Here is a 25,829-nt window from a genome sequence, read left to right on the forward strand (position 1 = left end):
CAAGTTGATGGCCGGGATCTACTGGCTGATCTCGAAGGTGATGCTGTTCTGGCACACCGTGTGGGATTCGATCCTGCCTGACCACCGGGTGCTGAGCACCAACTGGCAGTGGGTGCTCGCGATCGTCTTCCTCGTGATCACCGTCCGAGTCGTGCTCTTCCCGATCTTCGTCAAGCAGATCAAGTCGCAGCGCGCGATGCAGGCGATCCAGCCGAAGATGAAGGAGCTGCAGGAGAAGCACAAGGGCGACCGGGAGACCCTCCAGAAGGAGGTCATGAAGCTCTACCAGGAGGAGAAGGTCAACCCGCTCATGGGCTGCCTTCCGATGTTCCTGCAGATCCCGGTGTTCATCGGCCTCCTGCACGTGCTGCGCCACCTCCGGCCGGGCATGTCCGACCACGGGATGCAGCTCTACGGCTGGAGCAAGGCCGAGTTCCTCAGCGCCGTCGACGCCCGCCTCTTCGACGCCCCGATCGTCGCCAAGTTCAGCAGCAGCGCGGCCGAACTGCTCGAAATCAACGCGAGCTCCACCACGGTCAAGATCGTTGCTGCCATTCTGGTCGCGCTGATGATCACCACGACCTACCTGACGCAGCGTCAGATGATCAAGAAGACGGGCTGGAACACCGACCCGCAGCAGCGCATGATCCAGAAGTTCATGCTCTACGGCATCCCGTTCTTCACGCTGACCTCGGGCTGGTACTTCCCCATCGGCGTCATCATCTACTGGGTCACGAACAACGCCATCACGCTGGCCCAGCAGTACTGGGTGCTGCACAAGTACCCGCCGCCGGCGAGCGCGACGACCAACACCACGCCGTTCAAGAGTGGTGGCTCCGCCAAGGTGGCAGAGCCGAAGCCGAGCGGGTTGGCCGCGCTGTTCAGCCGGGCCAAGGAAGATGCCGCGCAGCGGGCCAACGGCAAGGGCGCTGTGAAGGCGACCGGCGGCAAGGCCACGGGCGCCAAGGCGACCGGCGCGCAGGCCACCGACTCCGCCGCCAACGGCGCCCCGTCCCGCGCCCCGAGGCCCGGTGCCAAGCCGATCAACCCGAAGAAGGGTGGCGCCGCGAAGCGGCAGTCGGGTTGACGCGACCGCGCCGGGTCCACCCCTCAGTGGCCCGGCGTGAGGCGCTCCCCTGAAGCAACCCACCCCTCACCGACGACCTGTGACGGCGCCTCGGCGCCCCAAACATGCGGAGATGAGTTTCGTGACTGACACCACCAGCGATCTCGGCGCCGAGGCCTTGGACAAGAACAAGGACGCGGACCAGGCCCTGGAACAGGACGCCAACCTGGATGCCGAAGAGAGCGACGACGAGGACGAGGAAGGCGCCGAGGCCCCGGCCGCCGGCGGCTCCGGCCGCGGCACCGCGGACCTGTTCCGCGAGAGCGAGATCGCGGCCGACTACGTCGAGGGACTGCTGGACATCCTCGACTACGACGGCGACATCGACGAGCTGGTCGTGAGCGGCCGCCCGGTCGTCGAGGTCGTCGAGGGCGGCGACGGCTCGGGCAAGCGGCTTCAGGCCCTGGTCGGCCAGCGGGGCGCCACGCTCGAGGCGCTGCAGGAGCTGAGCCGGCTGGCCGTGTTCCGGCAGACCGGTTCGCCGAGCCGCCTGCTGCTCGACGTCGGCGGCTACCGGGCGCTGCGCCGCAAGGAGCTCGGCGCGATCGCCAAGAACGCCGCGGAGAAGGTGAAGGAGTACGGCGAGGCCGTGCGACTGGAGCCGATGAGCGCCTTCGAGCGCAAGTGCGTGCACGACGTCATCAACGCCCTCCCTGGCGTGGAGAGCGAGTCCGAGGGCGTCGAGCCGTCCCGGCGGATCGTGGTCCGCCCGACGGCGTAACACCGCATCGCAGTTTTCTTCACCGCCCCCGAGCCGCCAGTCACGGTTCGGGGGCGGTGCTGTTTATCCGGCCCGTACGCCCACCCACCCTCTGCCGTGCACGCTGCCTGGTGCGCGGCGCGGTCGGGCATACTGCGGTCGGGCATAATTGGGGGTAGACGCGACTGGCGGCACCAAGGATGGGCAACCATCGGGAAGCCTCGTCGTGGGAGTCGACCGCCTGGGCTCCCACGCTCCGCGAGGAGTCGTATGTCCGAGTCGCCCAGCGTTCCCTCTTCCTCCTCTCCCTCGCCCGCATCCCGGGCTGTCCCATCCGGGTCCAACGCGTCCGCGCCTGTCCCATCTGCGTCCGTCTCATCCGCGTCCGCGCCCGTCTCATCCGGGTCTGGGCCTGTCCCGTCCAGGTCCGTCGCGTCGGTCTCGTCCGGGTCCAGCGACCCCCAGTCCGGCGAGGGCGACACTCGGCCCGGCGGCTCCGGTGACGCTTCCGGTGGCTCTGGCCATGCCTCCGGCGGCTCCGCGCGACTGCTACCCGGCGGCCCAGTCGCGGACCAGATCCTTGCGGACGTCGAGTCCCGGGTGGCCGCCCTGCGCTCCCGCGGCATCACCCCATCACTCGCCACCATCCTCGTCGGCGACGACGACGCGAGCGCCGGTTACATCCGGATCAAGCAGCGCCAGGCGGCCGAACTCGGCTTCGACTCCCCGCACCGCCACCTCCCGGCGACGGCGAGCCAGGCCGACCTCCACACGGCGATCGATGACTTCAACGCGGATCCGGACGTCCATGCACTCCTGATCCAGTACCCGACGCCGCAACACCTCGACTACGACGCCGCCCTCATGCGCGTCGACCCGGACAAGGACGTCGACGGCATGCACCCGCTCAACCTGGGTCGCTTGGCCGCCGGCATTCCCGGCCCGCTGCCGTGTACGCCGGCGGGTATTGAGGCGCTCCTCGCCTACCACGGCATCCCTGTGAGTGGCCGCGAGGTGGTGATCCTGGGCCGCGGCGCGACCCTTGGCCGGCCACTGGCGATGCTCCTGGCCCAGAAGCGCCCGACGGCAAACGCGGCCGTGACGGTGGTGCACACCGGTGTCCCGGACTGGCCCCGGTACACCCGCCGCGCCGACATCCTCATCGCTGCCGCCGGTGTTCCGGGCATCATCCAGCCGGAGCACGTGAAGCCAGGCGCGGTCGTGATCGGCGGCGGCGTTCGCTACGAGGGCCGCCGCCTTCTTCCCGACGTCGCGGAGTCGTGCGCCGCAGTGGCCGGTGCCATCACCCCGCGAGTGGGCGGCGTAGGCCCCACCACCGTAGCCATGCTCTTCCGCAACGCCATCGAGGCGGCGGAGCGCCGTTTCACGTGAAACGGCGTAGGGGCGCGCCCTGACCGGCGGCGCGCCCCGCGCGTGTTTGTACGCACGACCCCATCCTTCGGCGGTCTAGACCGCACGTCGCAGTCCACAGACGTGCCGAGGCCCCGACGTCACCGAAGCCCGCCACCACCCCGCTGTCGGCGTCCTGTCCGCCGCTCCGCGATTCCAGCCGGTGCGTCGCGCTGTCCCTTCGCACTCCGCGCCTCCGGCTCCGCGCCCGCGCCTCCGCGCCCGCGCCTCCGCGCCCGCGCCTCCGCGCCCGCGCCTCCGCGCCCGCGCCTCCGCGCCCGCGCCTCCGCGCCCGCACCCCCGGCTCCGCGCCTCGTGCCCTGCGCCGTGCCCCTGTTTCCCGCGCCCAGGCTCGGACCCCAGGCTTGCGCCTGGTTTCGTGTTCGGGTTTCGTGCTACGCACCGCGGCTTCGAGCCCACGCCGGCGTCCTGCGCTCCGCGTCCCGCGCCTCATGCTCGTGCCCAGGTCCCGCGCTCCTGCTTCGGCCGGTGTCCCAACGGGCCCCGGGCCAGCGCCTCGCGTCTGAGCCCCGATGCTTGTGCCGGGTGCCGCACTCTTACTCCGGGCGGTGTCCCGCGTCGCGGAGCCTTGATCCGCGTGGGAATCCCTGGCGCGCGCACCACCCGTCAGTGTGCTGGCCGACCGCGAGCGTTGACTGGGTCGGCGAATCCACCGAGCGTCCAGGTTCACTTCGGTTCATCTTTGTAGCGGTCCCGTTGGTGGTTAAGGAAACCAAGCGCTGTAGGCGGCGCGCAGACCGTCTGTGGGTGCATCGTGGAGCACCTGAAAGAACGTTGACGCGCACCCGTAGGGAGCGACGTGAAAAGTGACCCTCTGGCGGGCGGGTGGGTTCTGCTGCTCGTCCAGGCTGGATGTTGAGTCGGAGTACTGACGGTTGGTGCTGTCCGGTGTTGACCCGGTGGAGGCGTGCCGGTGGTTAGGGATCAGGCGCAAGACGGGGTATCGATGGCGGGTGGAGCACGGCGGCCTGGCACTGGCCGCACTCAGTGAGAATGTCCGGTCGCGGCGGTACCTGTCGTTGCCGGAGCGGCGGCGCATCGCGACCCTGCGCCGTGACGGGCTGGGCGTGCGGCAGATCGGTCAAGGAGCCGGGCCGTTCACCGTCGACGATCAGCCGGGAGTCGCGCCGCGCTCGAGTTGGAGCCCGGAACAAATCGCCGCCTGGCTGCACACCACATTCCCGGACCGTACCGACTGGCATGTCTGTCACGAGGCCACCCACCAAGCCATCTACGCCGCCAGCTCACTCGCCGGCTGCGGAGCGGACGTCCACCGCAGAGACGGCGCTGCCGTGCCACCGAGCGACAGACCAGGTTCGTCAACCCTGGCCGGCTCATCGACCAGCGACTGGACATCGTCCTGCGCCGCGTAGGCGTCGGCGACTAGGAGTCGACCTGACCATCGGCCGCAGTAGCCGCTCGGCGATCGCCACCCTGGTCGACCGCCGCAGCCGATACCTGCTGCTGGTCGCTCTGCCCCAGGGTCACGACGCACTCGTCGCCGTGTTTGTCGGCCTACCAGCGGCGGCCGTGAGGCAGACGCTTACCCGGGATCAGGGCAGCGAGCTGGCGGCACCTGCAGCACGGCGTGTCCTTCGCCTACCCAGCAAGGACCGTGGCTGCGCGGCACCAACGAGAAAACCGAGGATCGCCATGTTGCTCTCACCGGTCGGCCGCGGACACATCATGACCCGGACACCAGCGACTGGAACGCAGGCTGTCGCGCGCCCGAGTCCGCAGCGAACGCCGAGGCCCCTGGGGTCCGCCAAACGAGCTGCCTGACGTGTACCACAGGTCACGTGCGGTGTTGGACGGCCAGGCTGGTGCGTCCAGGGCAATCAAAGCCCCGCCCGGAAACGTGGACAGGACAGTCGCCCTTGTTTCACGTGAAACACGCACGGCCGGCTAGATGGCCTTCCGACCCCGCGTCCGAGAGGTCGCGGCGGAGCATGGTTTGCTTGACGGTATGGACGGTGCAGTACCCAGCGAAATCCTCCCCGTCGCGGAGAAGGTCTTCGGTGATCGCCTTCCCGTGGCGCACCGGTTCGCGGAGCTCCTCGTGACCGATGGCGTCGTGCGTGGCCTCATCGGGCCCCGAGAGGCCCCACGTATCTGGGAACGCCACCTCCTCAACTGCGCCGTCGTCGCCGATCTCATCCCATCGGGTGCCACAGTCACCGACGTCGGTTCCGGGGCCGGTCTGCCCGGTATGGTGCTGGCAGTGGCTCGTCCCGACCTGTCCGTCACCCTGGTCGAGCCGCTCGCACGACGTACCGCATTCCTTTCCGAAGCGGTGACGGCCCTCGGCCTTGACCGGACCACCGTGGTCCGCGCCCGAGCTGAGGAGTGCGTTGGCAAGCTCCCGCTCGCCGACGTCGTCACCGCGCGGGCAGTCGCTCCGCTCGATCGGCTCGCCGGTTGGTGTCTCCCCCTCACCGCCATAGGTGGCCGGCTGCTCGCGATGAAGGGTGCCTCTGCCGCGGCCGAGATTGCCGAGCACGCGGAGGTGCTCGTCCGGCTCGGTGCGGGAATCCCGTCGGTGCGCACGTGCGGGGATGCCCTCCTCTCCGAGCCCACCACCGTGGTCGAGATCGTGCGTGAGCGGGAAGCCGCGCGTTCCAAGAAGTCCGGGGGACGCCGCGGCCGGTGACCCGGAGCGGAACCGCGGCCCCGGGCAAGGGGCAACGCGGAGGCATTCATGGTGGACGGCAGGGCGGTCGGCGTCGGTTGGCCGAGGTCGTCGATACGGCGGCTCGGCGGCCTGCTCCGCCGAGTTGACGGATTTCTGGTCTTTTGGCGCACCAGTCGGGGTGACAAGCCCAACGACGCGCCGGTCAGTCATGGCTCCGTCAGGCGAAGCGCCGTAGGCTGACCCAGCGCCACTCTTCTGTCCGACGGAACGGGCCCTGAGGAAGCCGGCCTGGACGGAACGGGTCCGAGCGGAACGCGCTCCAGGAGAGCAAGTGAAGACGGATTCGGTATCGACGGGCTGAGCTCCGATCGGCGGACTTCCGGCGGGCCGGGTTCGGATACCCAGACCTCAGGTGCGCCGGACTTCGGCTCACCGAGCGGGCTGGCACCGAAGCCGGCTCCACCGCGTTCGGCGGATGAGGCGGCCGACGGTGCACATCTTTCCGAGCGGGACGGGACTGACATGGTGCGCGACAGCGGTGATGGTCCAGGCTACGGCGATGCAGACGACCATGTTTCACGTGAAACGGGGATTGAGGGCTGGGGCGTCCGCCCCGCCGGACGAGCGGTGCCACAGCCGCGTGCCGACGGCGTCGAGGCGCCGCGGCCCGTCGAGCCGGCGCGCGGACCGGAGTCGGGGCGCGCGCCGGAGCCGGGGCGACTCGAACCTGGGCGTGTCCCCGAGGCCGGGCGCGAGCTCGGGCCGACACGCGGGGGCACGGTGGAGTTTCATGTCGCCGCCCCCTCCGAGCGATCATCAACCGGTACGCTTTACGGCCGGGGAGTATCGCCAACAGTCGACGCTTCTCCGGCCGAGGTGAGGTCCAGGCGACGGAACCCACCCTCCCCCCAGCCACACCCGCCCGTCGTCACCGCGGATATCGAGGGCGCCATGACTGACGCGTACGTTTCACGTGAAACCGAAGATCCCCCGCTGGCACAGGAGGCAAAGCGCGCCGTGGAGATTCTTAACCCAAGCGGGGAGATAACGATGCCCCGTCCACCACGGCGCCGCACGATGTGTGTGGCCAATCAGAAGGGCGGCGTGGGCAAGACGACCACCGCGGTGAACATCGCCGTCGCCCTTGCGCTGCACGGCAACCGCGTTTTGGTGATCGATCTCGACCCGCAGGGCAACGCCTCCACCGGACTCAACGTTCCCCACCACTCCGGCGTCCCGGACGTGTACGACTGCCTGATCGACGGCGCCCCGCTCAACGCGGTAACCCAACAGGTCGAGGGCATCCCGAACCTGTGGGCCGTGCCGGCGACCATAGACCTCGCCGGGGCGGAGATCGAGCTCGTCTCGGTCGTCGCCCGCGAGTCGCGGCTCAAGCGCGCCATCGAAGCGGGCGGCAACAACTACGACTACATCTTCATCGACTGCCCGCCGTCGCTCGGCCTCCTCACGGTCAACGCGCTCGTCGCCGCCGAGGAGGTTCTCATCCCGATCCAGTGTGAGTACTACGCGCTTGAGGGCGTGCAGGCGCTCACGAACAACATCGAGCTGGTCCGGTCCCACCTCAACCCGATGCTCGACATCACGACCGTGCTCCTGACGATGTACGACCGGCGCACGCGCCTGGCCGATCTCGTCGAGCAGGACGTGCGCAACCACTTCGGAGAGAAGTGCCTGAATGCCGTCATCCCTCGTAACGTGCGGGTGTCCGAGGCGCCGAGCTACAGCCAGTCGGTCATGACGTACGATCCGGGGTCCCGGGGTGCGGTCAGCTATTTTGAGGCGGCGCGGGAGATCGCGCTACGTGGCGCGCAGGGTGTGCAAGTGGGAGGGGTCGCATGAAATCCAACCGACGTGGAGGTCTCGGCCGTGGGCTCGGCGCCCTCATTCCCACCACCGCCGCGCCGGCCGATGGCGCGACCGGCACCGCGACCGCGATCGCAACGCTGCCCGCCCAGGCGGTCCCGAACGGCGCCGTTGCTGTCGAGCCGGCGGTCGAGACGCTTGCCCCGGTGCCGGGTGCCCGCTTCGCCGAGATCCCGGTCGGCGCGATCATCCCGAACCCCAAGCAGCCGCGGCAGGTCTTCGACGATGAGGCGATCGAGGAGCTGAAGACCTCAATCCAGGAGGTCGGCTTCCTCCAGCCCATCGTCGTACGCGAGCTGCGCGAGGCGGACGGCGAAAAGCAGTACGAGCTCGTGATGGGCGAGCGCCGCTGGCGGGCGGCCCAGGCGCTCGGCAGGGAGGCCATCCCGGCGATCGTCCGCGAGACGCGCGACGATGCGATGCTCCGCGACGCGCTCCTGGAGAACATCCACCGGGCCAACCTGAACCCGCTCGAGGAGGCGGCCGCATACCAGCAGCTGCTCGACGAGTTCGGCGCGACCCACGAGGAACTCGCCAAGAGTATCGGTCGCAGCCGGCCCCAGATCTCGAACACGATCCGCCTGTTGAACCTTCCGGCCCTGGTCCAGCGCCGGGTCGCGGCCGGCGTCCTCTCCGCGGGCCACGCCCGGGCGCTGCTCGGCCTCGACGACTCAGAGGAGCAGGAGTCGCTGGCGACCCGGATCGTGGCGGAGGGCCTGTCGGTGCGCGCCACCGAGGAGCTCGTCTCGCTCGCGATCTCGGAGGGCGGCTCGACCAAGAAGCAGGACGCCCCGCAGCGGCGCCCGAAGCCGCACGCGCCGGCGCTGTCCGATCTCGCCGACCGTCTCTCGGACCGGTTCGACACTCGCGTCAAGGTCGACATCGGCCGCCGCAAGGGGCGCATCACGATCGAGTTCGCGACGGTCGACGACCTTGAGCGGATCGTCGGCATCATCGGCGTGCCCGACGAGCCCTCGGCCGGTCAGCGCGAGCAATAGCAACGACCGACCGCGAATCGAGGGCCGGACCCGAAGAGGGTTCGGCCCTCGACGTTTGCCAAGCGCCTCCAGGATGCCGGCCATCGTGGCGCAGTGGGGTTCGACCGACCCTGGTCGGGCTCCGAACGCCAAAATGGGCCGTCTGGAACTCACGGGGCCAAAAATCCGGGTGGGTGCGAACCTTGAGAGAACGGCTCTCACGGAATTTTATCCACAGGGGTTATCCACAGGCTCATCCGTTTCACGTGAAACCACGTGCTAAATCGATCGCGTCCCTGTGGATGAACGCAGGCCCCTGCCAAGCGCCGAGGAGGCCGTCATCCACAGGTGGCCTTGCCCGGCCTGTGGATAACTTTCCGGCTGTCCACAGGGTACGGACACCGGGCCCCGATTCGGCTAGGGTCGGCTTCGTGCCTGAGATGCCAGCAAGCCCGGCCGCGCCCGGGACGCCCACCAATCCCGCGCACGCGTCGGCCCAGCGGTCGCCGCAGCTGCCGGCCTTCACTTATTGGCCGACGTTCCCGTTCGAGGGTGACCTCCGAGTCAAGCGCCTCCTCGAGCCCGTGCCGGTCGAGCCGCCGCGCCACGGCGACAACCCTGCGGAGTGCCGGGCGTGCGCGGCGCCCGATGAGGCGTATATCTGGGTGAGCGACCGCTGGCGAGTCCGTGCGCTCGATCGCCCCACGGGCCTGCCGGCCGTGCTGATCCTCGAGTCCCGTTCGCACCTCGACCTCGGCGACCTGCCAAACATGCTTGCCGCCGAGCTCGGCGTGATGACGGTCCGGCTCGAGCGCGCGATCCGCTCGCTCGACGGCGTCGCCCGGGTCCACGTGAACCGTTGGGGCGACGGCGCCGCGCACCTGCACGTGTGGTTCCTCGCTCGGCCGTATGGGCGGCTTCAGCTCCAGGGCACGTTCCTCGCGCTCTGGGACAACATCCTCCCGCCGATCCCCGAGGATCGCTGGCGCGAAAACCTGGCGATGGTCGCGGCGTGGCTCGCCGAGTTCGGCGGTCGGCCGCTCGCCGAGCCGCCGCGCATCAACTGGACCGTGCCGACAACGCTCGCCACGCGCGAGCGTGACGACGCGCTCGAGCCGGCCGCGGCCGCCGAGGAGAACTACGACGTCGTGGTCCCAGAGCCGGCCGCGGGCAATGGCGACGCGCCCGCCGACGTTTCGAAAGAGCCGCAGGATGAACCCGGGCGGCAGGGGTAGAACGAATCCCAGGGGTAAAAGGACCGGTGGGTGGGATCCCAGGCACGAGGAACTGTAGGCGGATGGGCTCCCACAGTGGATCGTGAGTGCGTACCATCATGACGAGCTAATGCCGGGTGCGGGTGGAGATGGGCCAATGTCGCGACGTCTCGTCAGTCTGACGCTCGACACCCTCGAGGATCTTCCTCGATCGTGCCGCGAGTGCGTGTTCTGGGAGCTCGACCCGGTCGCGGCCGACCGTGCCTGTGCCAACGGTGATCCGGGCCTGGAGAAGGAGGCCTGGGTCTCGCAGACGCTGCTCGAGTGGGGCTCGTGCGGCAAGCTCGTCTACGTCGACGGCATGCCGGCCGGTTTCGTGATGTTCGCCCCACCGGCGTATGTGCCGCGCAGTATGGCGTTCCCGACCTCGCCGGTCTCCCCCGACGCGGTGCTGCTGATGACGGCACACGTCGTCCAGCCCTTCGCCGACGGCGGGCTCGGCCGGATGCTCGTCCAGGGCGTCGCGCGCGACCTCACGAAGCGCGGCGTGAAGGCGATCGAGGCATTCGGCGACGCGAAGTTCGGCGAGGTCGACGAGGTGGGCCGTAACGAGCGCGGCTGCCTCGCGCCGGCCGACTTCTTCCTGTCGATCGGCTTCAAGACGGTGCGGCCGCACCCCCGCTATCCGCGGCTGCGCCTCGAACTGCGCACGGCCCTGTCGTGGAAGTCCGACGTCGAATACGCGCTCGAGAAGCTCCTCGGCTCGATGAGTCCGGAGTCGCTGCTCCGCCCGGTGCTCCCGGTGCGTCCGGCAACGCGCGAGATGACCTCGAGCTGAGGCGCGGGCGGCGTTACCGGAGAAGCCGCGCCACCGTAAAGCCGTAACGGCCGTGGCCGTACAAAGAACGGCCGAAGCGCGCGCGATTAGGCGGTCGGTGCCGGGGACGAACTGGTCAGCGCCCGCAGGAGGCTGACGTCGATCGAGCCCGTCGGCACGTCCGCCTCCACCGGCAGGTACATCCGCTGCACTGCGGCCATGATGGCCTCCACGACCCGGTCGCGAAACGCCGGGTCGATGAGCTGCTGCCGGTCGGAGGGCGAGGTCAGGTAGCCGACGTCGACCCGCACCGCCGGCATCTTGGTGAGCCGCAGCAGCTCCCACGTCTTCGCGTGCGTGTGGCAGTCCCGCAGCCCGGTGCGCACGACGATCTCGCGCTGGACGAGCCCGGCGAGGCGCTCGCCGACGACCGAGGTCGGGCCGGTGACGGACCCGTAGTGATACGTGGCCACGCCGTCCGCGGCCGGGCTGTGGTGCCCGTCGAGGTGGATGGAGATGAGGAGGTCGGCGCCGAGATCGTTGGCGAGCTGCACCCGGTCACGATCGCTCAGGAGGCTTACGGGCTGCGGACCCCTGGTGAGGTTCACCCGCATCCCCGCGGCCGCCAGGCGGCCTTCCAGGCGGGCCGCAAGGTCATACACGAGGTCGGCCTCCACCCACCGGAGCGGGCCGTCGGGAACCACGTTGCCGGCGTCGGGGCCGCCGTGCCCGGGGTCGATCACGATGCGCTTGCCCAGCAGCGTCGGGCCGGACTCGCGGAAGGCCTCGGCCTCGCGAAGGAGCTGCGGACGCCCGCCGATGACCTTGCGACCGAGCCGGCGCAACGCGCCGACCGTGGCCGGCCCGCATTCGCCGTCAGGCCGCAGTCCGACCTCGCGCTGGAACTGAGCGACGGCGTGCGCGGTGTGCCCGCCGTAGATGCCGTCGGCGCGGCCGGGGTTATACCCCATCTCGAGGAGGCGTTCTTGCAGCTGACGCACGTCGTCGCCGATGTAGGGGTCGGCGACGGTGTGGAACAGGGCGCGCTGGCCGAGCCGCCACCGGGCCGCGTCGAGCGCGCGCCAAGTCTCGTCGCTCACCTCGCCGTCGACGGTCAGGCCGCGGCTCTGCTGGAAGGCGCGCACCGCCCGCTCGACGTCCGCGTCGTACTCGGGGTAGCCCGCGGACGGATCCGAGGGCAGGAGGTCCTTCAGCAACTCCAGCACGACAAGAATGCCGCGGATCTCGGCTACCGCCGCTCCCCGCGCCCCGCGCCGGATTGCCCGCATATGGTCCTCCTGAAAGCCTGTGGCCCCGCGACGGAAATCGTACGTGCCCGGGCGAGCGCACCGTAATGGTGCGAATTACCCAGGCGGCGCCACACCCGCGAGGCAGCGTACTCTCCCGGCCACCCCGCTGGCGTGCCAAGAGCAAGGCGGGCCGAGCCGAAACACCGACAGCGCCCATGCCCAGGCAGGCGCGACCCACACCAACGAATCGCCCCGCCTCCGCGAGGTCCGGGAGACGGGGCGTGCGTCCGAGAGAACGCTCAGGCCGGGTCGAGCGCCGACTCGATCAGACGTACCAGCGCGCTCTTCGGGTTGGCCCCGACGACCGACCGGAACGGCTCGCCGCCCTTGAAGACGGTCAGCGTGGGCACCGAGAGGACCTGGTAGGCGCGGGCGGTCTCGGGGTTGCTGTCGATGTCGACCTTGACGATCTTCACCTTGTCGGCGAGCTCGCCGACGGCGATCTCGTTCAGCATGGTCTCGATCTTGCGGCACGGCTGGCACCATTCCGCCCAGAAATCCACCAGAACCGGAATGTCCGATTTGAGGACGTCGACCTCGAAAGTCTTGTCGCTGACGGGCTGGATGGCTCCCATGCGCTCTCCTTCTCTCAAGCTTTCAAAACCGCTGCTTACAGCGCCGCGATGAACCGTTCGGCGTCGAGGGCCGCGGCGCAACCGGTGCCGGCGGCGGTGATCGCCTGCCGGTACGTGTGGTCGACGACGTCGCCTGCGGCGAACACGCCCTCGATGTTGGTGCGGGTGCTCGGCGCGGCCACCTTCACGTAGCCCTCATCGTCGAGTTCCACCTGCCCACGGAACAGCTCGCTGCGCGGGTCATGACCGATCGCCACAAACACGCCGGCCACCGGCAGGTCGGTCTCCTCGCCGCTGATGACGTTCTTGACCCGCACGCCGCCGACGCGCCCGCCGCCGTCCAGAACCTCCGTGACGACGCTGTTCCAGAGGACCTCGATCTTCTCGTTCGCCAGCGCGCGCTCGGCCATGATCTTGCTGGCCCGGAACTCGTCGCGGCGGTGGATGATGGTGACCTTGGTGGCGAACCGGGTGAGGAAGGTCGCCTCCTCCATGGCCGAGTCGCCGCCGCCGACCACGACGATCTGCTCGTTGCGGAAGAAGAAGCCGTCACAGGTCGCGCAGGACGACACGCCGCGGCCGAGCAACTCCTGCTCGCCGGGGACCTGCAGCGGGCGCCAGGCCGAGCCGGTGGCCAGGATGACGGCCTTGGCGCGATACTCGGTCTCACCGACCCACACGCTCTTCACCGGGCCCTCCAAGGTCACCCGGGTCGCGTCGTCGGTGATGAATTCGGCGCCGAAGCGCTCCGCCTGCTTGCGCATGCTGTCCATGAGCTCAGGCCCGTTGATGCCGTCCGGGAAGCCCGGGAAGTTCTCCACCTCGGTGGTCGTCACGAGCGCACCACCGGAGGTGACCCCTTCGATCACCAGCGGCGTGAGGTTGGCACGGGCGGCATAGACCGCAGCCGTATACCCGGCGGGACCGGACCCCACGATGATCAGGTTGCGGACCTCGTCCACGGTCACTCCTCGAATCTCAGCCAGTGCCAGCAAAACGTCATCCTACGAAGCGGCAATTCCCGCTGGACGGTGACTCGTGTGCCATATCACCGTTACGGGATGGTGGTCCGGTACCGCTCGTCGGCGATGGCGCCGCCGACGCCGCAGTCGGGCCCGACCACGACGATGAGCCGCTTGCCGGCCCCGACCCGTGTGCCGTCGACGACGACCACGAGCGCTGCCTGGCCTTCGAACGCGGCGTAGTCGACCAGCGACACCTGACCACCGTATTCCTTGGTGATCGCGGCGAGGCAGGCGGCCCGGGCGGCGGGCGCGCTCAGCCGGGTCAGCGGGCCCGGCACGGCCGTCGGCGCGCTCGCCTCGAGCGGCGCGGCGCCCTCGCCCTGCACGTCGCTGTTGCCGCTCTTGTGCACGTCGGGGGCGGGCTGGCCGCCAGCGAGCTGGCCGAGCGTGGCGCGCCCATAGTCCCGGCCGCTGCTGATCAAGGGCGAGCCGCCGGCCAGGTTGGTGCGCGACCCGGAGCCCGATCGGGTCTGGCCCCCGGCGGGCGCGTCGGCGAGGCCCGGCGCCACCGACGTGCCGCTGTCCTGGCTCGCGGTGCCCATCCGGAGCGCCTGCACGCCCACGCCGCCGCAGACGATCACCGCGGCCGCCGTGGCGAGCCCGATGCTCCAGCGTGCCCGGCGACGTCTGCGCGCCTCCCGCGCCCGGGCCAGATCAACCACCGGGGCGTCCGCCGGGGGCGCGGTGATCGCCCCGGCCAGGACCGCGTCCAGCCGCTGTTGCACATCCGGCGGTACCGCCGGAGCTTCGGCACCCAGCGCGTGCAGTTCGTCGCGCATGGCGGCGTCGGCGGCCACGAGCATCGCGTATGCCTCGGCCCAGCTCGTGTCGGTGCTCACCAGGTGACGTACGTCATCCGCCTCCGCAGTGCCGTCAAGCGCCCCGCCGACGAAGTCGGCGAGCCGGTCAAGGTCGGCTTCGGAGAAGGCCGTCACGCGCCACCCTCCTTTCCGGACGCGGATGGGACGTCGCCGGCGGCGTCGGTCGCTGCCTCGGCCCGCGCCTCAGACGGCCGGACCTCAGATGGGACGCGGCCGCCGTCGACCGGGTTCCGCAGATGGCCGAGGAGCACCGCCAGCCGGGCCCGGCCGCGGGCGCACCTGCTCTTGATGGTGCCCTCCGGGACGCCGAGGATCACCGCGGCCTCGGCGACCCCGTAGCCCTGCACGTCGACCAGGACGAGCGCGGCGCGCTGGTCGGCCGGGATCTGCCGCAGCGCCTGCCGCACGTCCATCGCGGTGTCGCGGTCGGTGACCGGTGCCGGTGTGACGTCGGTCTCGGGCAGCGGCACCGTCGGGCGGGCCTGCCGCCGCCGGATGCGGTCCAGGCAGGCGTTCACCACGATCCGGTGCAGCCAGGTGGTGACGGCCGAGTCGCCCCGGAAGCCGCCCGCCGCCCGGAATGCCGACAGCAGCGCGTCCTGCAGGGCGTCGGCGGCCTCCTCGCGATCGCCGAGCGTGCGCAGGGCTACGGCCCATAGCCGGTCCCGATGCCGCTGCACCAGCTCGGCGAACGCGTTTGGATCGCCCGTGGCGTGGGCGCGCAGCAGCCATGCGTCGTCGCGCACCTCGCGCGTGCCCGGCTCGGCAACATCCACGGCACGCACCCTATCGACCAGCGCCGGTCCGCAGGGTCACTGCACGCGGACGGTTATGTCTCCGATAGCTACCCGATATCCGCCGGAGTTCTCCTTCGGCAGTTTCGTGATCCACACGAGCAGGTAGCGCGTCTTCTGCTCCGGTCCGTTGAAGAGGGTCGTGGTGCCCATGCCCTGCCGCGGCTCGCCGACCACCGTGTATTGCGCCACGGTCGCCGCGTCCTCCGCTTTGCCGCTGCCGAGGTCGGCGGTGCCGGTGCGCAACTCCCCGTCCGCGCCCGGCGTCTGCAGCATGACCTGCACCGACACGACCTTCTTGGCCTCGCCGAGGTCGATCCACACGCCCATGCCCGGCTTCGTGCCGCCGAAGTCGGCCCTCGTGTATCGCTCGGTCTTCCACACCGTGTTGGGATCCTTGTCCACGGTCTTGCCCGCGTCCTTGACCTCGGAGCGGCTGCCCGCCGGATCGACGATGCGCACGTGGGTCGGATCGATCGTCAGCTCGGTCGGCTGCCCGGGTGGCTGGGCCTGCTGCGAGGCACTTGCCCCCGACGTCGTGGGGACCGGCGTCTCCGGCGTGGCCGGGTCGCCCAGCACCCGCGCCGCGGCCAGCGTGCCGGCCAGCGCGAGCACCAGCAGCCCGACGACGCCGACGGCCAGCTTCCGCCCGGCCGGCTTCGGTGGGGCGGTGGACGCGGCCGCGGAGTCGAAGGCGTCGAAGTCGACGCGCCCGCCCTCCTCGCTCACCATCTCCTCCTCGTCGACGCCACCGAACGACGCGAGCTCACCCGCGAGCGACTCGGCCGAGGGCAGCGGAAGGTCAGCGTTGAGCAGGTCGGCGACCAGTGAGTCCAGGTTTGCCGGAACGCCGGCGCGAACCTGCCGCGGCGTCTGCAGCGCACCGGAGGAGTCGCGCACGCCGTCGGGCACCGAGTAGGAGCCGGCCTCCGCGTGTGGCCAGTATCCGGTCAGCGCGCAATACACGATCGCGCCGATCGCCCGGACGTCGGCCTCGGGCGTCGCCCCGTCGTCGGCCCGCGCGTCGGTGAGGACCACCCGCCCGTCGTTCGCGACCAGGACGGTCCCGGGGTGCACGTTGCCGTGCGCCATCCCCGTCCCGTGCAGCGCCGCGACGGCGTCGGTGACAGCCCACGCGATGGCGACCGACCGCCCGGCGTCCAGCGGCCCGGACGCGACGATGTCGCGCAGCGCGATGCCGTCCACCCATTCGCGCACGACGTAGGCACGGTGGCCCTCGTCGATCGCGTCATACACGCCGACCAGATGGGGATGCACGATGCGGCTGGCGGCGACCGCCGCGGCCAGCATTTCCTTCGCGCTCTCCCCGCCGGGGTAGCGCAGGACCACCGCCACCGGGCGGCGCAGGATGACGTCGATGCCGCGATACAGCTGGCGGCCTAGCGAGTCGTTGCCGATGTGCTCTTCGAGCTGGTATCGCTCGGCAAGGATTTCACCGACGGATGGGGTGCCGAAGGTCAGGACCTGGGGGATGCCCCCCGAAGCCTCAAGCCCTTCGTCGAGCTCAGCCACCCGTCCTCCCTTCCGATCCGTGTGCCGACCTGTGGCGTCTGTCGTAACGCGAGTCGCAGTCACTAAGCCTAAGCGCTTCGGCAGGGCGCCGGGGTTGACCTTACCTGTCGCCACTTCGGTCTCCGACACGTCATCATCTCCGGACCACCCCGCGCGAGGCCAATTGATCACCCATGCCAGGACATCACCGTCATTTACCCCTTACCGAATTTCACCGAGCCGTCGCGGTCCCCGGGTGCCACAGCCCGCGCCGGCCCAGCGACCCCGGCTGGACAGTCCATGGGCTTAGGAAATGTGACAATCGCCAATCTCTCCGCGCGACCCGCGACGCACTCCGACCCCAGCGGCCCCTCAGCCCGCTCACCGGCCAGGCCAGCGGCCAGCCCCGGCCCGGCCCGGCCTGGCGGTGCGAGGTCGTCGGCCCCGGCCCGGCCGCGCGAGATTGGCGGCCCGGCGGTGCGGACCCGTCCCGGCGGCATGCCCCATCGGCCTGGCGGGCCCGGCGGCGCGAGGCTGGTCAGGGGAGCGGGAGCGCCGTCAGCGACCCAGTCGCGACCGCACCATGCCCGCGAACTGCCGGACCTCCGGGACCTTCAGGAACATGGCGCCCGCCGTGTATCCGGCCAGCAGCACCGCGCTGCCGACCAGCAGTTGCACGATGCCCTGCAGCTTGCCCGGGTCGATGATCTGGCCGATCACCCACGAAGTCCCCAGCGCGAGCAGGCCGGCGGCGGCCGCCGCCACCCCGAGGCGGATGAGGGTGTCCAGGAGACGGCGCAGGCCCAGGCGGCCCAGGCGGCGGCGCAGGAGCACGTAGCCGACGATGAGCGTCACGACGAAGGACAGGGCCGTGCCCACCATGAGCGAGGTCGTCACCACCGCGACCGGCAGGACGAGGTAGAAGCCGATGTCCAGCACCAGGCGGACGGCCACGCCGCCGATGTTGACCAGGGCCGGCGTTTTCGTGTCGCGCAGCGCGTAGAACACACTCGTCTGCAACTGGCTCAGTGCGAACGGCACGAGGCCCAGGCCGGCCGCGGTGACCACCGAGCCCGTCGCCAGCGCCTGGTCGTAGCTGTAGCTGCCCCCTTTGAACAGCGTCACGGCGAGCGGTTGGCCGAGGACCACGTAGATCGCGGCGGCCGGGACGAGGATCACCGAGGCGAGCCGGCTGCCCTGGGCGAGCTGGTCGGTCACGTCGGCGAACCGGCCGTCGGCGGCGGCGGCGGAGATGCGCGGCATGATCGCGGTGATGACGGACACGGCGACGATGCCGTGGGCCATCATGAAGATCAGGAACGCGTTGTTGAACACGGCCGGGCCGTCGCCGCCATTGAGCTCGTTGTTCTTGGCCAGGGCCATGACGACGGTGATGCCGAGCTGATTGACCCCGACGTAGACCAGCATCCAGGAGCTGAGCTTGGCCAGCTCGCGCAGGTGGAGCTTGCGGAAGTCGAAGCGCCACTTCCAGCGGAAGCCGGTCTTGCGTAGCGCGGGCCACAGGCCGGCCGCCTGCACGACAATGCCGAGGGAGGTGCCGATGCCCAGGACCAGGATCTGGGTCACGGTGATGTTCTCGGGCGTGGGCATGTCGCCGCCGCGGACGAGCATGAACACGCCGGCCGTGGCGATGACGACGACGTTGTTGAGGATCGGCGTCCACATCGGGGCGGCGAAGTGGCCGCGCACGTTGAGGATCGCGGCGAAGATGCCGGCCATGCCGTAGAAGAAGATCTCCGGCAGGAGCAGGTAGGCCAGCACGGTGATCAGGTGGCGGTCGGCCGCCGTCACCTTGTCGCTGCCGAGCGTGTAGATGGCGGTGATCAGCGGCGCGGCGAGCACGACGATGACGGTGGCCGCGCCGAGCGCGATCGCCGCTAGGGTGACCAGCCGCTGGGCGTGCGCCTGGCCGCCGTCCGGCTCCTCCTTGCGGGCCCGGACCAGGGTCGGGATGAGCACGCTGGCCAGCACACCGCCGAGCAGCAGCTCGTAGACCTGGTTGGGCAGGTTGTTGGCGAGCGTGTAGTCACCACCGACGAACCGGCCGCCGATGGCCGCCGCGATCGCCGCCGCCCGAATGAAGCCGGTCGCCCGGCTGACCAGGCTGAGGATCGCCATCGTGCTGCTGTTGCGCACGACGGTGCCGGTGCTGTCGTCGTCGGCCGCGGTCGGCGGGGCGGTCTCCTCCACGACCGGCGCGTCGACGACCACCTGGGGGCGTGGGGTGATCAGCGGCAGGGCGACGGTTGGCGCGTTGGCCGGGTCGACCGTCATGCCCTCCGGCCGCCGGCCGACGTGCAGCCGGACGGGCTGACCGAGGTCAGCGGGGGTCGGTGCGGGTGATCGCGGCTCGGGGGCCGGTGGCAGCATCTCGGCCGACTCCTCAGGGGCGCGATGGGCGCCGCCGGTCGGGCGCAGCCGGACGGAGGGCTCGTTGTTCCAGCCCCCGTGCTGTGCCGGTTCCGTTCCCGGATCCATTCGCCACACCTCGACTCGGCCGTGCTTCCGCTCGCAGCACAGACCATAGTGGCACCCACCGACACTTCGGAGGCACGGTGGATTTCGCGCGACGGGATGCACGCGCGACCGCTACCCTCGGTGCCTGCTCACCCGTAGCGATAGGCTGTTCGACCGATGCCCGAGACCACGCGTATGACGATGTCCGAGTCCGCCCGCGCCCTGACCGAGGCCCAGCGCCGTGCCGTGCACGAGCTGCTGCGCGTCTCCCCCGTCGCCGACGAGCTCGGCCGGCGGTTCGCCAAGGCCGGCCGGGAGCTGCACCTCGTCGGGGGCTCGGTCCGCGACGCGCTGCTCGGCCGCCTCGGCGACGACCTGGACTTCACCACCGACGCCCGGCCCGAGGAGACGCTGCGGATCGTCGACGGCTGGGCCGAGTCGGTGTGGACCACCGGCCAGGAGTTCGGCACGATCGGCCTCACCCGCCGTGGGCTGCGCATCGAGGTCACGACGTTCCGCGCGGACGCCTACGACCGCGTCAGCCGCAACCCGATCGTGTGCTACGGCGACAGCCTCGCCGAGGACCTGCGCCGGCGCGACTTCGCGGTGAACGCCATGGCGGTGTCGGTGCCCGGGCACGAGTTCACCGATCCGTATGGCGGCCTGGCCGACCTCGCCGATCGCGTGCTGCGCACCCCGGGCAAGCCCGAGGATTCCTTCGCCGACGACCCGCTGCGCATGCTGCGCGCCGCCCGGTTCGTCAGCCAGCTGGGCTTCGCGGTGGCGCCGGAGGTGCGCTCCGCGATGACCCGGATGGCGAGCGACCTGTCCCGGATCACGGCCGAGCGGATCCGCGACGAGTTCGTCAAGCTCATGTGCGGCGCCGACCCCGTCGCCGGCCTGCGGCTGCTGGTCGACAGCGGCCTGGCCGAGCAGTTCCTGCCGGAGCTGATCGGCCTCAAGCTGGAGATCGACGAACACGCCCAGCACAAGGATGTGTACGAGCACACGCTGATCGTCGTGCGCAACGCGATCGCCCACGAGCGCGAGGGCGCCGACTTCACGCTGCGCATGGCCGCCCTGATGCACGACGTCGGCAAGCCGGCCACGAAGGCGATCGGCCCGGACGGCGGGGTGAGCTTCCACCACCACGAGATCGTCGGCGCCCGGCTGACCAGGCAGCGGATGAAGGCGCTGAAGTTCTCCAAGGACCTGATCGGTGACGTCGTCGAACTCGTGGCGCTGCACCTGCGCTTCTACGGGTACGGCCGGGGGGAATGGACGGATTCGGCCGTGCGCCGCTACGTCACCGACGCCGGCCCCCTGCTGTCCCGGCTGCACAGCCTCACCCGGTCGGACGTGACCACGCGCAACCGGCGCAAGGCGGCGCAGCTGGCGGCCGACTACGACGCGCTGGAGGAGCGCATCGCGCGCATCGCGGCCGAGGAGGACCTCGCGAGGGTGCGGCCCGACCTCGACGGCAACGCGATCATGGAGCTGCTCGGGGTGCCGCCCGGCCCGATCGTCGGCCGCGCGTGGCGTCACCTCAAGGAGCTGCGCCTGGAGCGGGGCCCGCTCGAGCACGACGAGGCGATCGCGGAGCTGCTCCGGTGGGCCGAGGCCGAAGGCGTCACGCCACCCGGATCTCGCTGATCCGCACGGGGCGAGCTTGGGCGGCCCGTCCCGGACGTCCGGTCGTCGTCCCGGCGGTGGGCGGCTCGCCGACCCGGGCGCGGGGCCCCGGCCCCGGCCCCGAGGCGCCTCTGCTCGCGGAGGTCACCGATCCGTCGACCGACCCATGCCCCGAGACGAACAGGAACCCCCGGCTCGGGTGCGCCCGGTGGCCACGGATCGCGGGGTTTCGATGGGGCTAGCTTTGTGCAATCGCGCGACTACATAAAGCGACAGGCTTATTGCTTGTTGCTTTGTCGGAAGCCCGACCCCCGATGCGTCGTGCATGTGGCGATTCAACCGCTTCTGCGCGTAGACCGGGTCGGCTACCGTCGCTAGCACGAATCTCCTCGCCGGCCGCAACCCCTGGGCCGCAAACCCTTGAATCACCTGATATCTGGAGGCAGACATGCAGCCGTGTCCCACCTGCGGCGGCATGGGCATTGATGCGAACGGCTACTGCACGCAGTGCCGCACCTATCGAGGCGTCCCGCAGGCGCCACAGCAGCCGACGACCGGCACGCCCTACAGCGGCGCACCGTACGGCGGACAGCAGCCCTATGCCGGATACCCCACCAGCTCCGGACCGTCATACTCCGACCCGGTCAGCGCCCCGCCCACCAGCTACGGCGCGACCTACGGTGCCTCGTCCGGCAGCGGGTCGAGCCGCAACAAGTTTCTGACCCCGATCCTGGCGCTCTCCGGCGTGGTGGTGATCCTGGTCGTCGCGATCGTCGTGGTGGCCGTGGTGAAGAACCGCGGCGACGACAAGAAGAACACGTCGCAGGCCAACTCGACCACCGGGCCGGCCGCCGGCAACAGCGCCAAGGCGAGCGTGAAGCCGTCGGCCGCGATTGACCAGTGCCTGGTCGGGACGTGGACGACGAAGACGTACACCCAGCAGATGGCGATGGACGGCGTCGGCAACGTGCCGGTCACGCTGCAGAAGAACGGCTCGACGATCAAGTTCACGGCGGATGGCAAGCTGACCGAGACGTACAAGGAGAGCACGTTCACCGCGAAGCCCACCATCCAGGGACAGGATGTGGCGATCACTATCACGGTGAACGCGACGGTGACCTCGAACGTTGCGACAACGAGCGGCAGTATCGCCTACTCCGACGTCTCCGCGACCGGCACTATCAACACAAAGGCACCATCGGTAAACCTGGATGAGACCCAGCCGTTCGAGGCGGATGACAACCCGGCGAAGTACACCTGCAACGGTGACAACCTCACTATGAGCACGTCGCAGGTCAGCCTTACCGCGACGAAGAGCAGCACCAGCTAACGAGCCGTGGGCTCGACCGCCCCGCCGGGGCCGGCGACGTCGTTGCCGACCCGGCGGGCCCAGCGGCCGCCCAGCGCCGCATACCCGGCCGCGGCCAGCACATATCCGGCCGCGACCACGATCAGCACCGGCGCCGACCGCCCGTTGTCGGGCAGGGTGAGCGCGCCGAGGTACATGCCGGCGACGAGCGTCACGTTGAAGGCGGTGTCGTTGATGCTGAACACGCGACCGCGGAACTCGTCGGCGCACTCGTGCTGCAGCGACGTGTCGGTCACGATCTTGATGCCCTGTGCGGCGAGGTTGGTCACGAACACCGCGCCGAGCAGCAGCAGCGGGTCGAAGGGTAGCCCGAAGGCGAGAATGCCCGCACCGGTCGTGGCGAGCAGGATCGTCACCCAGCGCCAGCCGCCGATCCGGCGTGTGACCGAAGGCGTTACGAACGACGCGATGAGCATGCCGACGCCGCCCGCGGCAAAAGCGTTGGCGATGGTACCGAAGGAACCGCTCGTGGTGCCGCCGTTGTTGAACACCGTGCGGAAGAGCAGCAGGCAGGCGAGCAGGATTACCCCGTACAGCAGCCGGAACATCGCCTGCGCGAGCATCAGGTAGGCGGCGCCGCGCCTGGCCACGAGGTGTCGCACGCCGGCCGCCGTGCCGCGGCTGGCCTCGGTCAGGGCCGTGAGGATCGAGCCATCGCGCCGGCCCTTGGCGTCCGGGCCGAGTTCGTCGGGGCCGAAGGACGCTCGCCCGACGAGCGCCGAAACCAGGTAGAAGGCGGCAGCACCCGCGGCGACCAGCGCATATCCGTGATACGACGTGTGCAGGACCGTCTTGATGAGCACCCCGCCCGCGCCGATGCCGATCGAGAAGCTTAGCGAGCCGAGCGTGCCGGCGAACGAGTTGGCGGTCACCAGCATGTGGTCGGCGACCACGTGCGGCGTGGCGGCGGACAGCCCGGCCAGGAAGAACCGGTTGAGCCCGATGACCACGAGCGCGAGCAGGAACGCTCTCGGTGACTCGTTGCCCCGCCAGATGTACAGCGCGATGGGCAGCACCAGCGCCGCGCGGACCAGGTTGGCGACGTTGACGATCGAGCGGCGGCGCCAGCGGTCCAGGAACACCCCGACGTACGGGCCGATGAGCGAGTACGGCAGCAGCAGAATCGCGAAGCCCGCCGCGATCGCCATCCCCCCGGCGCGCCGCTCGGGGTTGAACAGCACGCTGCCGGCCAGCGCGCCCTGGAACAGTCCGTCGCCGACCTGGGCGATCATCCGCACGGCGACCAGCCGGCGGAATCCCCGCTGCCGCAGCACGGCGCGCACGAAGTGCGCCTGCGCTTGGACGACGAGGGTGGCGGACACGGCAAAAGCCTACGGTGCCCGGAGGGCGGCGCGACCAGCGCGAGGCGAAGAGGGCCCGCGCCACGCGGCGCGGGCCTCCGGAATCACTCCGTCGTCAGGACTTCGGCGCCTCGACGGCGGGCCGGCCGTTGATCGGCTCGGCGTCCTCCGCCAGGCCACCCAGCCGGCTCAGCAGCTTGGCCAGGTCGATGCCGGTCAGGTCGGTGCCCAGCTGCAGGCCCTGGGCGACGTTGTTCGCCACCGACTTGGTCAGCGACGACGCGCCGTCGGTCGAGATGACCGTCATCTTGTCGATGTTGGACATCGGGTCGCTGGCCGCCTTGACCACGTCCGGCATCACCCGGACGAGGAGGTCGAGGATCGCGGCCTCGCCGTAGGTGGCGAAGGCGTCAGCCTTGAGCCTCATCGCCTCGGCTTCGGCCTGGCCGCGGGCCAGGATCGCCGACGCCTCGGCCGAGCCTTCGCGCTCCAGCGCCTCGGCGATGGCGACGCGCCGGCGCTGCTCGGCCTCGCCCTCCTTGGCGCCCTCGATCGCGTTGGCCTCGGCGAGCGCGGCGCGGCGGGACCGCTCGCCCTCACCGGTGAGGCGGGCCTGTTCGGCGGAGGCCTGCGCGGCGGCGATGGTCGCCTGCCGCTGCGCCTCGGCATTGGCGATCGCGGCGTTCTTGGCCGCCTCGGCCTCCTGCTCCACCCGGTACCGCTCGGCGTCGGCCGGCTTGCGCACCTCGGTGTCGAGCTGGCGCTGCTTGAGCTCGGCGTTGCGCTCGGCCACCTTCTGCTGCTCGGCGAGGATGGCCTGGTCGCGCTCGGCCTGGGCGAGCGGGCCGGCGGCCGCCGACTTCGCCTTCGCCGCGTCGATCTCGGCCTGGATCCCGGCCTGCTTGAGGGCCAGGTTCCGGTTGGCCTCGGCGATGGCCTCCTCGGACTTGAGCCGCTCGGACTCGGCGGCCTGGCGCGCGTGCGCCTCGGCGATCGCCGCGTCGCGCAGCACCCGGGCGGCCTCGGGCCGGCCCAGGTCGGCGAGGTACGAGCCCTCGGCGAAGATGTCCTGTAGCTGGAAGGTGTCCAGCACCAGGCCCTGGTTGGTCAGCGAGTGCTCGGCCTCCTCTGCGACCGCGCTGGCGAACGCCGTGCGGTCCCGGATGATCTCCTCGATCGTCAGCCGGCCGACGATCGAGCGCAGCGCACCGGCCAGGACCTCGCTGGTGAACAGGTCGATGCCCTGCTGCTGGTTGAGAAAGCGCTGCGCGGCCGCGCGGATGGCGTCCTCGGTGCCGCCGACCTTCACGATCGCGACGCCCTGCAGGTTGGCCCGGATGCCCTGCTTGCTCACCGCGCCGGTGATCTCGACGTGGATGCGGCGGCTGGACAGGTCGAGCACCTGCAGCCTTTGCACGATCGGCACCACGAAGACCGAGGCGCCCATGACGACCTTCTGCCCGGACAGGTCCGTCGAGCGCGTGCCGTCGACGGCCTGCACCGACTTGCCCTTGCGGCCGGTGATGATGAACGCCTCGTTCGGGCCGGCCACTTTGATGCGCGAGACGATGAAGAGCACCAGGAACAGGACCAGCAGCACTGCGCCGCCGATCGCGACGAGCAGGACGGTATCCATCCGCTTCCTTCTTTTCCGGAGGGGGTTCTGACGATGTACGGGGGTCTTCCGACGATTTACAGGGCGGTTTCTTCGACGATCACGCTCGTGGAGCTGGTCGCCTCCAGCACGAGGACCCGCGCACCGAGCGGGATGGGCCGGTCCGCGCGGGCGCTGAGCTTGACCGGCTGGCCGCCCAGCGAGATACGCACCTCACCGAAGCCGTTGCCCGAGATGGGCGTGACGACCACGCCGGTGGTGCCGATCATGTCGCGCTTGGTGGGGGTCGCGTCGGTGCGCATGTTGATCGCCATGCGGGCCAGCCGGGTGGCGATCCAGGCGGTCGGCACCGCCGCGACCAGGCCCGCGACGGCGGGCACCAGCGGGCTGGAGGAGCCGGTGAGCGCGCTCACCGCAGCGCCGGCGAAGCCGAAGGCGCCGATGAAGCCGGCGACGGCGGGCAGGGAGAAGGGCCCGGCGGCATCGGGATGGCCGAAGTGGAAGAGGTCGCCGATGAGCACGGACACGGCCAGCACCACGACGCCGACGCCGCCGATGACGAGGAATGTCGTCTCCACCGTGCCTCCCCTCAACGACAACTGCAGGGTAACCCTGT

The 25,829-nt window shown here is 70.3% G+C and carries 21 protein-coding genes and 1 riboswitch; of the genes, 11 read left to right on the forward strand and 10 right to left on the reverse strand.

What is annotated here, in order from left to right; all coding sequences use genetic code 11:
• Positions 1-7 precede the first annotated feature (7 nt).
• From yidC to AB0367_RS28530, 9 genes are all read left to right on the forward strand, one after another.
• The gene (yidC, locus tag AB0367_RS28490) at positions 8-1,087 is read left to right on the forward strand and encodes a membrane protein insertase YidC (protein WP_366229540.1); all 1,080 of its coding nucleotides are present in this window, start codon (positions 8-10) and stop codon (positions 1,085-1,087) included.
• Positions 1,088-1,208: 121 nt separating this feature from the next.
• Complete coding sequence (locus tag AB0367_RS28495) at positions 1,209-1,847, forward strand: R3H domain-containing nucleic acid-binding protein (RefSeq protein WP_366229542.1); 639 nt, start codon at positions 1,209-1,211, stop codon at positions 1,845-1,847.
• A gap of 150 nt (positions 1,848-1,997) precedes the next feature.
• Positions 1,998-2,080: riboswitch (ZMP/ZTP riboswitch) on the forward strand.
• A 292-nt stretch (positions 2,081-2,372) separates the two neighbouring features.
• Positions 2,373-3,218 (forward strand): tetrahydrofolate dehydrogenase/cyclohydrolase catalytic domain-containing protein, encoded by an 846-nt coding sequence (locus tag AB0367_RS28500; protein WP_366229543.1) that lies wholly within the window; start codon positions 2,373-2,375, stop codon positions 3,216-3,218.
• A 917-nt stretch (positions 3,219-4,135) separates the two neighbouring features.
• On the forward strand, positions 4,136-4,630 hold the full coding sequence (locus AB0367_RS28505; protein ID WP_366229509.1) for a helix-turn-helix domain-containing protein: 495 nt from the start codon (positions 4,136-4,138) through the stop codon (positions 4,628-4,630).
• A 593-nt stretch (positions 4,631-5,223) separates the two neighbouring features.
• Positions 5,224-5,907, forward strand: coding sequence for a 16S rRNA (guanine(527)-N(7))-methyltransferase RsmG (gene rsmG / locus AB0367_RS28510; protein ID WP_366229510.1), 684 nt, complete (start codon positions 5,224-5,226; stop codon positions 5,905-5,907).
• Between the two features lie 504 nt (positions 5,908-6,411).
• Entirely contained in the window at positions 6,412-7,749 is a 1,338-nt protein-coding gene (locus AB0367_RS28515; RefSeq protein ID WP_366229511.1) for a ParA family protein, read from the forward strand.
• Entirely contained in the window at positions 7,746-8,771 is a 1,026-nt protein-coding gene (locus AB0367_RS28520) for a ParB/RepB/Spo0J family partition protein (RefSeq protein ID WP_366229512.1), read from the forward strand. Before AB0367_RS28515 ends, AB0367_RS28520 begins: the two co-directional genes overlap by 4 nt.
• Positions 8,772-9,262: 491 nt before the next feature.
• A complete protein-coding gene (locus AB0367_RS28525; protein ID WP_366229544.1) occupies positions 9,263-9,985 on the forward strand; it encodes a hypothetical protein in 723 nt (240 codons plus the stop codon).
• A 136-nt stretch (positions 9,986-10,121) separates the two neighbouring features.
• Positions 10,122-10,802, forward strand: a complete 681-nt coding sequence (locus AB0367_RS28530; RefSeq protein WP_366229513.1) for a GNAT family N-acetyltransferase — start codon at positions 10,122-10,124, stop codon at positions 10,800-10,802.
• Between the two features lie 86 nt (positions 10,803-10,888).
• On the opposite strand, the gene AB0367_RS28535 is transcribed toward AB0367_RS28530, so the two are convergent.
• The 7 genes from AB0367_RS28535 to murJ all read right to left on the reverse strand — a co-directional run bounded on the left by AB0367_RS28535 (position 10,889) and on the right by murJ (position 19,317).
• A complete protein-coding gene (locus tag AB0367_RS28535; RefSeq protein ID WP_366229514.1) occupies positions 10,889-12,070 on the reverse strand; it encodes an N-acetylmuramoyl-L-alanine amidase in 1,182 nt (393 codons plus the stop codon).
• A gap of 260 nt (positions 12,071-12,330) precedes the next feature.
• A complete protein-coding gene (trxA, locus tag AB0367_RS28540; RefSeq protein WP_366229515.1) occupies positions 12,331-12,666 on the reverse strand; it encodes a thioredoxin in 336 nt (111 codons plus the stop codon).
• Between the two features lie 35 nt (positions 12,667-12,701).
• Entirely contained in the window at positions 12,702-13,628 is a 927-nt protein-coding gene (gene trxB / locus AB0367_RS28545) for a thioredoxin-disulfide reductase (RefSeq protein WP_366229545.1), read from the reverse strand.
• A gap of 92 nt (positions 13,629-13,720) precedes the next feature.
• On the reverse strand, positions 13,721-14,626 hold the full coding sequence (locus tag AB0367_RS28550) for a hypothetical protein (protein WP_366229516.1): 906 nt from the start codon (positions 14,624-14,626) through the stop codon (positions 13,721-13,723).
• A complete protein-coding gene (gene sigM / locus AB0367_RS28555; RefSeq protein ID WP_366229517.1) occupies positions 14,623-15,297 on the reverse strand; it encodes an RNA polymerase sigma factor SigM in 675 nt (224 codons plus the stop codon). The genes AB0367_RS28550 and sigM overlap by 4 nt, the downstream gene beginning before the upstream one ends.
• A gap of 27 nt (positions 15,298-15,324) precedes the next feature.
• Positions 15,325-16,839 (reverse strand): protein kinase family protein, encoded by a 1,515-nt coding sequence (locus tag AB0367_RS28560; protein WP_366229518.1) that lies wholly within the window; start codon positions 16,837-16,839, stop codon positions 15,325-15,327.
• A gap of 537 nt (positions 16,840-17,376) precedes the next feature.
• A complete protein-coding gene (gene murJ / locus AB0367_RS28565; protein WP_366229519.1) occupies positions 17,377-19,317 on the reverse strand; it encodes a murein biosynthesis integral membrane protein MurJ in 1,941 nt (646 codons plus the stop codon).
• Positions 19,318-19,497: 180 nt separating this feature from the next.
• On the opposite strand from murJ, the gene AB0367_RS28570 reads away from it, so the two are divergent.
• Together AB0367_RS28570 and AB0367_RS28575 are read left to right on the forward strand one after the other, a co-directional pair.
• Positions 19,498-20,949 carry a CCA tRNA nucleotidyltransferase gene (locus tag AB0367_RS28570; RefSeq protein ID WP_366229546.1) on the forward strand — a complete coding sequence of 484 codons (1,452 nt, stop codon included), beginning with the start codon at positions 19,498-19,500 and terminating at the stop codon, positions 20,947-20,949.
• A gap of 454 nt (positions 20,950-21,403) precedes the next feature.
• Positions 21,404-22,258 carry a hypothetical protein gene (locus AB0367_RS28575; RefSeq protein ID WP_366229520.1) on the forward strand — a complete coding sequence of 285 codons (855 nt, stop codon included), beginning with the start codon at positions 21,404-21,406 and terminating at the stop codon, positions 22,256-22,258.
• Here AB0367_RS28575 and AB0367_RS28580 read toward each other — a convergent pair.
• From AB0367_RS28580 to AB0367_RS28590, 3 genes are all read right to left on the reverse strand, one after another.
• Positions 22,255-23,619 (reverse strand): MFS transporter, encoded by a 1,365-nt coding sequence (locus tag AB0367_RS28580; protein ID WP_366229521.1) that lies wholly within the window; start codon positions 23,617-23,619, stop codon positions 22,255-22,257. The two genes, AB0367_RS28575 and AB0367_RS28580, sit on opposite strands and share 4 nt — an antisense overlap.
• Positions 23,620-23,713: 94 nt before the next feature.
• Positions 23,714-25,234: an SPFH domain-containing protein gene (locus tag AB0367_RS28585; protein ID WP_366229522.1), complete on the reverse strand. Its 1,521-nt coding sequence runs from the start codon at positions 25,232-25,234 to the stop codon at positions 23,714-23,716.
• A 56-nt stretch (positions 25,235-25,290) separates the two neighbouring features.
• Positions 25,291-25,791 carry an NfeD family protein gene (locus AB0367_RS28590; protein ID WP_366229523.1) on the reverse strand — a complete coding sequence of 167 codons (501 nt, stop codon included), beginning with the start codon at positions 25,789-25,791 and terminating at the stop codon, positions 25,291-25,293.
• Between the last annotated feature and the right edge of the window lie 38 nt (positions 25,792-25,829).

The organism is Dactylosporangium sp. NPDC051484, assembly GCF_040689395.1.
In the GTDB taxonomy this organism is placed as follows: Bacteria; Actinomycetota; Actinomycetes; order Mycobacteriales; family Micromonosporaceae; genus Dactylosporangium.